Annotated in this window: 10 protein-coding genes and 2 pseudogenes; 7 read left to right on the top strand and 5 right to left on the bottom strand. The window is 65.7% G+C overall.

What is annotated here, in order from left to right; all coding sequences use genetic code 11:
* Positions 1-86 precede the first annotated feature (86 nt).
* Genes A5707_RS19355 through A5707_RS19365 form a run of 3 tightly spaced genes read right to left on the bottom strand, consistent with a single transcriptional unit; the run spans position 87 to position 3640 of the window.
* Positions 87-1463: an adenylate/guanylate cyclase domain-containing protein gene (locus tag A5707_RS19355; protein WP_065016057.1), complete on the bottom strand. Its 1377-nt coding sequence runs from the start codon at positions 1461-1463 to the stop codon at positions 87-89.
* A gap of 9 nt (positions 1464-1472) precedes the next feature.
* Positions 1473-2729 carry an MFS transporter gene (locus A5707_RS19360; RefSeq protein WP_156658144.1) on the bottom strand — a complete coding sequence of 419 codons (1257 nt, stop codon included), beginning with the start codon at positions 2727-2729 and terminating at the stop codon, positions 1473-1475.
* Entirely contained in the window at positions 2726-3640 is a 915-nt protein-coding gene (locus A5707_RS19365) for an alpha/beta fold hydrolase (RefSeq protein ID WP_065016059.1), read from the bottom strand. The genes A5707_RS19360 and A5707_RS19365 overlap by 4 nt, the downstream gene beginning before the upstream one ends.
* A 36-nt stretch (positions 3641-3676) precedes the next feature.
* Between A5707_RS19365 and A5707_RS19370 the strand changes: the two genes are divergently transcribed.
* Positions 3677-4744 (top strand): amidohydrolase family protein, encoded by a 1068-nt coding sequence (locus A5707_RS19370; RefSeq protein WP_065016060.1) that lies wholly within the window; start codon positions 3677-3679, stop codon positions 4742-4744.
* A gap of 16 nt (positions 4745-4760) precedes the next feature.
* On the opposite strand, the gene A5707_RS19375 is transcribed toward A5707_RS19370, so the two are convergent.
* Positions 4761-5606: an alpha/beta hydrolase gene (locus A5707_RS19375; RefSeq protein WP_065016061.1), complete on the bottom strand. Its 846-nt coding sequence runs from the start codon at positions 5604-5606 to the stop codon at positions 4761-4763.
* A 182-nt stretch (positions 5607-5788) separates the two neighbouring features.
* Here A5707_RS19375 and A5707_RS19380 point away from each other — a divergent pair, with 182 nt between their 5' ends.
* From A5707_RS19380 to A5707_RS19405, 6 genes and pseudogenes are all read left to right on the top strand, one after another.
* Positions 5789-6664, top strand: coding sequence for a Rieske 2Fe-2S domain-containing protein (locus A5707_RS19380; RefSeq protein WP_082969563.1), 876 nt, complete (start codon positions 5789-5791; stop codon positions 6662-6664).
* 115 nt (positions 6665-6779) lie between these two features.
* Positions 6780-7346: a forkhead-associated protein gene (locus A5707_RS19385; protein ID WP_065016062.1), complete on the top strand. Its 567-nt coding sequence runs from the start codon at positions 6780-6782 to the stop codon at positions 7344-7346.
* 44 nt (positions 7347-7390) lie between these two features.
* Positions 7391-8194: an MBL fold metallo-hydrolase gene (locus tag A5707_RS19390; RefSeq protein WP_065016063.1), complete on the top strand. Its 804-nt coding sequence runs from the start codon at positions 7391-7393 to the stop codon at positions 8192-8194.
* Positions 8195-8257: 63 nt separating this feature from the next.
* Positions 8258-8560 (top strand): urease subunit gamma, encoded by a 303-nt coding sequence (locus A5707_RS19395; protein ID WP_065016075.1) that lies wholly within the window; start codon positions 8258-8260, stop codon positions 8558-8560.
* 7 nt (positions 8561-8567) lie between these two features.
* Complete coding sequence (gene ureB / locus A5707_RS24995; protein WP_419866449.1) at positions 8568-9161, top strand: urease subunit beta; 594 nt, start codon at positions 8568-8570, stop codon at positions 9159-9161.
* A pseudogene (locus A5707_RS19405) lies at positions 9154-10269 on the top strand (urease subunit alpha); the annotation flags it as partial. The gene ureB and the pseudogene A5707_RS19405, both read left to right, overlap by 8 nt.
* On the opposite strand, the pseudogene A5707_RS23510 reads toward A5707_RS19405, so the two are convergent.
* Positions 10263-10708 (bottom strand): annotated as a pseudogene (locus A5707_RS23510) (amidohydrolase family protein); the annotation flags it as partial. The pseudogenes A5707_RS19405 and A5707_RS23510 overlap by 7 nt on opposite strands.

A 10708-nucleotide genomic window follows, 5' to 3' on the forward strand; every position in this document is an offset into this window, starting at 1 on the left:
ACCGCTAGTTGTTGAAATTGCGCGCAGGGTTGTGATTTTCGCGTAGCAACGACCCTGCGCGCAATCTCAACGGCGAAACGATACGCCTATGGCCTGACCATGGCATCGTCGCGCACCAGCGCGCACAGCAGCCAAGGGCCGGGTACGCCCTTGAGCTCATGCATGCCGCGCTCGACGAACCTACGCCGCGAGCCGGCGACGATGTCGCGCACCGTCGAGGACATCAGCACCTCGCTGGGGCCGGCAAGCGCCGCCACGCGCGCGCAAATGTGCACGGCCAGACCGGCGACGTCCTCTTTTAATGCACCGCGCACCTCGACCTCGCCGGCGTGAAGTCCCACCCGCACCTCGATTCCGAGCACCTGCACCGCGTCGACAATGGCGTCCGCACACGCGATCGCCGCGCTGGGACTGGTGAACGTAGCGACGAATCCGTCGCCGGCCGTGTTGACTTCGTGACCACCGAACCGGTCGAGTTGATGACGAACAAGTGCGTCGTGATTGTCCAGCAGATCTCGCCACCGATCGTCGCCCAGTGCAGCGGCACGCTCGGTGGAGCCGACGATGTCGGTGAATACGATTGTGGTGAGCACACGTTCGGCGTCGAAGCCGCCGCGCACGCCGGTGAGGAACTCCTCGATTTCGTCGAGCATCGGTGCCGTGTCCCCGACCCAGTACAAGGCATCTCCGCCTGGCAGTTCGACGTAGCGCGACCCCGCGATGTGCTCGGCAAGGTAGCGCCCGTGCTCGACGGGGATGAATTGCGCGTTCGCCCGATGCAGGATCAGCGTCGGCGCAGCGATGCGCGCGAGCGCGTCGCGGACGTCGGAATCAATCACCACCTGGGTTGCGACGCGAGCCATGCTCGGTGACGCCGCGCGGTTGCCGGCAAGATCCCACCATGCGCGGAACGCCTCGTCATCGGCGACGCTCGGGGCGACGATCCGCAAGATGTCGAACCCACGCTCGACCGCGTCAGGCTCTATTCCGACCGTGGCGAACCGGCTGGCCTCATTGAGATCGGCGCCGATCGGATAGTCGGGCGCCGACACCACGCGCGCCGCGCCGTTGACAAGCACCAGGCTGCGCACCCGCTCGGGGTAGTCGGCGGCGAGCACCAGGCCGGCCATCGCGTTGAAGCTCGGCGCGAAGATCGACGCCTGCTCGCATCCGGCCGCGTCCATCACGGCGATGGCATCCTCGGCCCAGTACCGCGGACCCTGCACATCCCGCGCCGGCAGACGGGACGACAAACCCATTCCGCGGAAATCGAAGCGGATCACCCGGCTGAAGGAAGCCAACCGCCGGTGGTAGCGATACATCGACGGCTCGGCGTCGATGGTGTCGATCGGGATTGACGGCCCCGGCAGCAGGAGCAGGTCCGTCGGGCCGTCGCCGAAAACTTGGTAGGCGATCTCGATATCGTCGCACTTGGCGTACCGAGTTCGCGGAGCCTGCGCCACCGCCTCAGGTTAATTCAGGTCACCGACAACAGTCCGCTCCGTGCCGAACCTGATTCCGGTGGCATCTTTGCCGATCGCCGTGAGCAGCGCGACCGCAATCAGCACCGGCGTGATCGTGGCGGCCAACGCAAAGGGGTAACCATGGGAAACCGCCAGCGCCTCCTGCAGCGGCAAGTTGAAAGCAGCCAGCAGATTGCCCAACTGATAGGTCACGCCGGGATAGAAGCCCCGGATGGCATCCGGCGACATCTCGGTCAAATGCGCCGGGATGACGCCCCAGGCGCCCTGCACCACGACCTGCATCAGGAACGCGCCAAGACACAGCATCGCCGCGCTGCGCGAGTAGGCGAAAAGCGGCACGATCGGTAGCCCGAAGATCGCGCAGAAGACGACGGTGTGGCGGCGGCCGTACCGCTGGGACAGGGTGCCGAACACTAGCCCGCCGAGGATGGCGCCGACGTTGTAGATGACCACGATCGACTTCGTCGTCGCACCCGATAGCGCAGCGCCGCCGTCATGGGACGCTGATAAGAACGTGGGGTAGACGTCTTGGGTGCCGTGGCTCATCCAGTTGAACGCGGTCATCAGCACCACCAGATAGATGAACCGACGAACGACCTTGGCGTCGCGCAGAATGTCGCGAATCCTGGTGTTGGTCAGGCGCATTCGCTGCTGCGCCGTCTCCCATACCTCGGATTCGCGCACCCGGTACCGGATGATCAGACTGACCAGGGCCGGGACGATGGACAGACCGAACAGCCAGCGCCACGACAGTCCGAGCCAGTCGATCACCAGCAGCGACGCCACCGTTGCGAGCAGATAGCCAAACGCGTAGCCCTCCTGCAGCAGGCCGGAGAAAAAGCCCCGGCGCTCACCCGGAACCTTCTCCATTGCGAGCGCGGCACCCAATCCCCATTCGCCGCCCATGCCAATGCCGTACAGCAGCCGCAAAATCACCAGCACGGTGAAATTGGGGGCAAAAGCGCAGAGAAACCCGACCACGGAGTAAAACGTCACGTCCACCATCAGTGGCAGTCGCCGTCCCACCCGGTCGGCCCACAGACCGAACAGCAGCGCCCCCACCGGGCGCATCATCAGAGTGGCCGTGGTGAGGAACGCGACTTCAGTCTTGGTGTGGTGGAAGGTTTCGGCGATATCGGCGTAGACCAGGACCACGAGGAAGTAATCGAAGGCATCCATCGTCCAGCCCAGTAGCGCCGCGACGAAAGCATTCCGTTGATCGCTGGTGAGCCGTTGACGAGTCACTTCTGCTCGGCGCGGTCCCAGACCTTGATCATGGTCCGCAAAATCTCCTCTGCGCGGCCCAGCCCGGCCAGGTGGCTTTCGCCGGGTATCGGGTGCAACGTGGCATCGGGCAGCCTGTCGACCACGTGCTGGCCGTGGGAGAACGGGACGATGTGGTCGCGGTCGCCGTGCCACCAGTGCACCGGCACCTTGACCTGGTCAAGCCGAAAACCCCAATCCCGGGCGAAGACCACCACATCGGCAAACGGGGCGGCCAACTGTTTACGGCTGCCGTTGAGCAGGTCGTCGAGGAACATCGCCTTGAACTCGGGTCGCACCAGTAGTCGGCGGTCGCCTTCGGGCGACACGTGCGCGTAGACGTACAGCGCCGGTTCGGCCACCGGGCGGATCACCCGAATGAAACCGACCGCCGCCATCCGGATTGGCCATCCGGCGACCGTGAGCAGGGGAGCGACCATCATTCCCAGGTTCATCAATCCGCCGCTGATGGCATCGGTGCCCCGCGTCGGCGCAACGCCGCCGAGCACCCCGACCGCTACGACACGATCCGGCATCGCCGCCGCACACCCCAGGGTGTAAGGGCCACCGCCGGACAAGCCGATCACCGTCATCTTGTCGATGCCGAGCGTGTCGGCCATGGTGCGCAGGTCGTCGGCGAATGCGACAACGGTGTCGTACTGGTAGGGCGTGGACGAGCCGATCCCGGGCCGGTCGACGCCGATCAACCGAATGTGGTTCTCCTCGGCGTACACGCGAGCCTCGGTCGGAATCTGCCGCCGCGCGCCGGGGGTGCCATGCAGCCAGAACACGGCGCGGCCCTGCGGGTCGCCGAACTCGGCGAAGCCGAGCTGACGATCGTCGCCGACGGCGATGTTGCCCTCCAGCTTGGGCCGGGCGATTGCGATAACCATGACCGCAGTGTTTCACGGGCGGTTACGGTTCGGGACATGCGGATCATCGATGCCGACGGCCACGTCGCCGAGAGCCCCACCCTCGCGATCGAGGCAATGAAGCGCTGGCCTGCGCACGTCACGCCCAGTACCGACGGCCGCCCGAGGCTGCTGATCGAGGGCCGTCACTACCCGGAGGACCACGGTCCCGGCGCCGGCGTGCCCGTCGAGCACGGTCTGACTAGAGCGGTCGGGATCAACTGCTCCTCTGCCGACGGTGTGCTGGGCGACGCGGATCGCGATCACATCGACACGATGGTGCTCTATCCCAGCCTCGGCCTGTGCGCCCCCACGCTGGAGGATCCCGAGTTTGCCGCCGGATTCGCACGGCTCTACAACCAGTGGATCGCCGACTACTGCGAGCCGACGGCCGGTCGGCTGCGCGGCGTGGCGGTAACGCCGATCGAGCACGGGCAGGTCGCGATCGACATCATGCGCGAAGCGAAGGATCTGGGGCTGGCCGCCACCCTGTTACCGCCGGCCCTGAAGACGCGCAACCTCGATCACCCCGACCTTGACCCGTTCTACGCCGCCGCGGTCGAACTCGAGATGCCGCTGGGCATTCACGGCGTACCCGGCTTCCATCTGCCGAAAATCGGCGTCGACCGGTTCACCAATTACATCCAGGTGCACTGCATCAGCTTTCCGTTCGACCAGATGACCGCAATGACGGCACTGGTGTCGGGCGGCGTATTCGATCGCCACCCAGACCTGCGGGTGGCGTTCCTGGAGGCGGGCGTGGGCTGGGTGCCGTTCTTCATCGACCGGCTGCACGAGCATTACGAGAAGCGCGGTGACTGGATCGAGGGCGGCTGGCAGCGGGACCCGCAGGAGTATGTGCAGGCCGGCAACATCTGGGTGACCTGTGAACCCGAGGAGCCGATTCTGCCGGGCGTCATCGATGTGCTCGGCGCCGACTTCATCATGTTCGCCAGCGATTACCCGCACTGGGACGGGGAGTGGCCGGAGAGCACCAAGCACCTGCGCTCGCGTTCCGACATCAGCGACGACGCCCGCGCCAAAATCGCGGGATCGAACGCGCAACGCTTTTACGGCCTGAACTGACGATCGACTGCCGGCGTCACAGTCCGCGGCTGCCCAGCCAGGTCTGGATCCGTTCGGCGACGGCCGACCAACCGGGCTCGAGCATCATGTCGTGTCCCATATCGGGGAAGATTTCTGCGTCGGTGCCGTAGGCACGAGCGGTGGCACGTACTTCCTTGATGGTGAAGGAGCTGTCGTGTTCGGCGCCCAGGACAAGCAGTGGCGTAGTCACCAGTTGCGGTCTGGGTACGTCGAGCAAGAACCCGTCGAACGCGGCGCGTTGGCTTTCCTCCTGAAGCCGCGCCGCATACCGCACAACGTCGGGCTCGGGCGTGTTGGCGGAGAAGAAATATTTGCGGGCGCGCTCAGGGGTGTTGAAACAGAACGCGGACTTGCCGGTAATCGTGGCTCTCGTCGCGCGCCACGGATGCTGTTTCGCGAGGCGCAGCAAGAAGCCAAGACATCCCCGCGGCGACATCGACGCCAGCAACACACCGGCTGGGGCAGTGAACTGCTCCAGATACTTCTGCACGACATAGCCGCCCATCGAGTGCCCGATGACCACCGGCGCGGCTGGGAGGTCGTCGGCGACCGAACGGACGTCGTCGACATAGTCTGCGCACGAACAACGGCGCAGTGGTGTGGCCGTCGGGCTCTTTCCGTGGCCGCGAAGGCTGACCGCTAAGGCGCGAAAACCGTTGTCGGCGAAGAAGTCCAAGAAATACTCGTCCCAGCACCACGCGCCGTGCCAGGCGCCGTGCACGAACAGCAGGGGCACCGGATGGGTGGGCGTGCAAGCGCCCTTGTCGATCACCTCGAGTCTGGCTGCGCTGCGCAAGGTGGGTGGGTTCAACGAACCCGTCTCAAACCCGTCAAGAGTCATCGGTTCATGCCCTTCCGCGCGGTTGAGCTGGCAACGGCTGTTCGCAGTCTCGGGCGCGACGCGGGCGGGCACCTAGAGTAGGCGGCTACTCCATTTGTTGGCGGACGCGGCCAGAAGGGCGTGTAGAGCCGGCAGCAGCCGGGTACTGCAGGGGGATCGCCGCTCAAGGGAGGTCCCAGCCCGTGTCCGTCTCCACCCCAGGCCGACCGCTGATCGACGCGTTGGAGCGCGCCGGCATCCTCGACGTTCCGGCACAGGCGATCGCCAAACAGGTTCGCGGGCTACTGGGCGCCGAACCACTCAAAGACACGATCAGTGGAACCTGGCTGGGTCACCCGGTCCACCCGCCGATGACCGATCTGGTGATCGGCTCGTTCGTGTCCGCCTCCGTGTTGGACCTGCTCGCCCCACGCACGGGTGCGCGAGCGGCGCAGCGGTTGATCGCCGTCGGCATCGCGGCAGCGGTACCCACTGCGGTCACCGGCTTCAGCGACTGGGCCGACACCGAGCTGTCCGACGAGGGCGTACGCCGCGTCGGGGTGGTTCACGCGGCGGCGAACTCCGCTGCGCTGGTGCTCTATGGCGCATCGCTGCTCGCCCGTCGACGCGGTGCCCGGATTCGAGGCGCGTTGTTGGCGCTCGCCGGGGCGGGGGTGCTCGGCGGCAGTGGCTACCTGGGCGGGCACATGGCCTACGTGCGCGGCGTCGGGGTCAACCAGACCGCCTTCGATCCCGGTCCCGAGGACTGGACCGCGGTCGATTCAAGCGTGGATCTAGTTGATGGGCAACCGCATTCCGCCGATGTCGAGGACACGCCGGTGCTGCTGGTTCGACGCGACGGACGCGTCTATGCCATCCACGACCGTTGCAGCCATCGTGGCTGTCTACTCAGCGAGGGCGACCTCGACGGCCACGTCATCACCTGCTCCTGTCACGGCTCACGTTTCGACATCCGCGACGGCACCTTGCTGCAGGGCCCGGCGATCGTCAGCCAGCCAGCACTCGAGGTGCGCGAAAACGACGGCCGGATCGAGGTCCGCAGAATTTCCCGCGGCTAGCGGCGACGATGCCAGCGCGGGCGTGCAGCACCGCTATTGTTATGCGCCTCTTACCGATACTCTCTTCGGTGCAGTCGAAGCGACGAAAGTTGAACCAGCACAGAATTGAGGGGCCATGGGCGAATTCGACCCGAATGAAGGTGAAGCGCAAGTCATCGTCAGTCTCGCCGAGGCGGCCATGCACATGTACGGAGCCGCCATTGATTCGTTGCCGTTCCCCGAAGACAAGAAATTCCAGAAACGGGCCGAAGTGGTTCTGTCGGGTCTGCGTAAACTCCGCGCAGCGCTGACCAATGCTGCTACGCAGAGCCGCTCCACCTCTACCGTCATCGTGGCGCTCAGTGACGTCCGGCGACGTTATGACGACCTGATGGAGCGCGCTGCGGCCGCCCCCGGATCGACGCTGGGCCAGCAGCTGTACACCGCGCGTATCCACGCCAAGTTGTCGGCGGCGGAGGCCGCCAACGGAGTCGGTCTGCGGCCCGAGTTGCCCGACGAGCTCGAGGCCGGCGCCATTCCGACCGAGGAAGAGGTGGTCAAGGTCCACCAACTGATCGCGGCGCTTCGTGAAGTCACCGGCGCGGAGGATCTCGACCGGCCGGCGGAGCCGCATGTCAACGGCTGGGACGACGCGGCGGCCACCAACGGCGCCGAGCACGAGTCTGAGGCTGCCGCGCACTGACCAATCGCCTGATTGAACCCCGGTGATGCGGGTAGTCGCGGTGCGTGGATATCAGCATCACCTTCATCGGCAATGCCACCACGCTGATCTCGGCGGGCGAGATCACGCTGTTGACCGACCCGAATTTTCTGCACCAAGGCCAGCACGCTTACCTGGGCTACGGTCTGGTCTCCAAGCGCCGGCATAACCCGGCGCTCGAGATCGAGGAGCTGCCGCTGCTGGATGCGATCGTGTTGTCGCATATGCACGGCGACCACTGGGATCGCGTTGCGCAAAAAGGGCTTGACCATGGCTTGCCCGTGGTGACGACGCCGCACGCGGCCAAGCGGCTGCGTCGGCGCGGGTTCGGCCGGGCGCTGGGGCTATCCACCTGGCAGGCCCACACCATCACCAAGGGCGACATCACGTTAACGCTGACTTCGCTGCCGGGCCGCCATGCCCCGGTGCCGCTTAATCGGCTGCTGCCGCCGGTGATGGGCAGCATGCTGGAGTTCGAATCGGTGGACGGTTCGGCGCGCAGGCGACTCTACATCTCGGGCGACACGCTGCTGATCGAAGAATTGGACGAGATCCCCGTGCGATTCGACGCCATCGACGCCGGGGTGCTGCACCTCGGCGGTACTCGATTACCGGCCGGCCCCAGACTGCCCGGGCTGACCGTGACCATGGATGGACGCCAGGGCACCGAGGTGGTTGACCGGCTGAAGCTGCCCAAGGTGATCCCGATCCACTTCGACGACTACACGGTATTTGCTTCGCCCCTCGCGGATTTCACCGACGAAATGAAGCAACGCGGGTTGGCCGACCGCATCATCGAGGTGGGACGCGGGCAGTCCGTCACCGTCTGACACGGCCCCGACCGGCTCGACGTGGCGGTTTGGCGGTCGTCGGAACGGGTAAAGCACTTCTTCATGCTGCTGACACTCAGGGAGCAGGAACGCTTGCTCATTCATGTGGCGGCGGAGGTGGCGTTGAAACGGCGCAAGCGTGGCCTCAAGCTCAACTTGCCTGAGGCCACTGCGGTGATCACGCAGTTTTTACTCGAGGGCGCACGCGACGGACGCACCAAGGCCGATTTGCAGGATGCCGCGCGCAGTGTGCTCAAGCGCGAAGACGTCATGGACGGCGTCCCGGAGATGCTGCAACAGCTGCACCTGGAAGCAACCTTTCCGGACGGCACCAAGCTGATCACCGTTCCCGAGCCGATTCATTGAGGACGCGATGAGCCGCTTCACCGACAAGATCAAAGACACCGTCACCAACCAGATGCAGCGAGCGTTGGCCGCGGGGAAGGGGCAAGGGGCAGCGACCAAGGCGGTGGCCGCCGGCCAACGGATACTGGCGCGCACTCCGATTCTGGACAGAGTCGTCGAGACGGTGGATCGGCATACCCCGCCGCCAAGTCGCAAGCGTCCGGGCACCGGCAAGACGGTTCCGCTGGGGTCGGGCAAAGGCGGCGCGATCGCGCTCGTGCAGCCCGGGGCGGACTCCAGCATGAAACCCGGTGCGCCCGGTTGCATCATCTTCGGCCGGGAGCCGGTGCCGATCAATGTCGGATGCGAGGTGACCACCATCAAAGTGGTCAACACGGGTGACCGCCCGATCTCGGTTGGCTCGCATTATCACTTCGCCGAGGCGAACCCCGCACTCGAGTTCGACCGCGAGGCGGCCTGGGGCAAACGGCAGAACATCATTTCCAGCGGTATCACGCGCTTCGATCCCGGCGTCACTCAGGAAATCGAGCTGATTCCCTTCGGCGGCAGGAGAATTGCCGCCGGCTTCCGCGGCGAATGCGGGGGACCGCTGGATGGCTGAAATTCCCCGGCCGCTCTACGAGTCGATGCTCGGTCCCACCACCGGGGACCGGCTTCGCCTGGCCGACACCGACTTGTTCATTGAAATCGAGGAAGACCGCTGCGTCGGCGGCAATGAGATCGTGTTCGGTGGGGGCAAATCCGGCCGGGAATCTCAGGGCCAGTCGCACACGCCACGCTCGCAGGGCACTCCCGACCTGGTGGTCACCAACGTGGTGATTCTGGACTACTGGGGGATCATCAAGGCCGACGTCGGGGTGCGCGACGGCCACTTCACCGCGATCGGCAAGTCGGGCAACCCCGACATCATGGACGATGTCCACCCGGATCTGGTGATCGGCCCATCCACCGAGATCATGAACGGCACCGGCATGATCATGACGGCCGGCGCGATCGATACCCACGTCCACTTCGTCTCCCCGGACATGAGCCTGGTCGGGTTGCAGGCCGGGATCACCACGTTCGTCGGCGGCGGTAACGGACCCACCGACGGTTCCAAAGCGACGCTGGCCACCCCGGGCGCATGGTGGCTGGCGCGGATGCTGGAGGGCTTCGACCCGTGGCCGGTGAATGTGGCATTCCTGGGGCGTGGCACCACGATCTCGGCGGAGTCGCTGTGGGAACAGCTGCGCGCCGGGGCAGCCGGCTTCAAGGTCCATGAAGATTGGGGCGCCTCGCCGGCCGCCATCGACGCCGCCTTGCGCGTGGCCGATGACGCCGGCGTGCAGGTCGCCATTCACAGCGACACGCTCAACGAGACCGGGTTCGTCGAGACACTCATCGACACCGTGGCGGGGCGGTCTTTTCACAGCTTCCACACCGAGGGCGCCGGCGGCGGACACGCGCCCGACATCATCCGGCTCGCCGGCGAATCCAACGCGCTGCCGTCGTCGACGACACCGACCCGGCCGTTCACCGTCAACACCGTCGACGAGCAACTCGACATGGTCCTTGTCGCACATCAACTCAACCCGAAGATCCCCGCTGAATTGCAGTTCGCCGAAAGCCGGGTACGCGCCGGCACCATCGCTGCCGAGGACATCCTGCAAGACATCGGCGCGATCTCCGCGATGCAGTCGGACGCCCAGGCCATGGGACGGCTCGGCGAGACGAACGCGACACTGGTGGCCGCCGCGGCGCGGGTATGGGCGTTGTACCCCAGCCGCGGCAATACCGGCTGGGGTGTGGGCACCGATGCGCTCGGGTCGCCGAGCAGTGCCATCGCTGCCATTCCGCCCTTGAACACCACAGTCGGCTTGACGCCGAACAGCGCCGGTGTCCACAACACGAAGTCCGCCAGTTTGCCCGGCGCGATCGAGCCGATCTCGTCGTCGAGGCCGTGGATCAGCGCCGGACAGATGGTGGTCTTGGCGACGTAGCGGCGTGCTCGCTCATTGTCGGCCAGTTCATTTGGCGACAGCTGGCCGCGCAGCTGTTTCATCGCGTGCGCCGTCTGCCAGGTACGCAGCACCGTCTCGCCGAGCCGTCCCATGGCCTGGGCGTCCGACTGCATCGCGGAGATCGCGCCGATGTCTTGCAGGATGTCCT

It is taken from the genome of Mycobacterium kyorinense, from assembly GCF_001672775.1.
Lineage (GTDB): Bacteria > Actinomycetota > Actinomycetes > Mycobacteriales > Mycobacteriaceae > Mycobacterium > Mycobacterium kyorinense_A.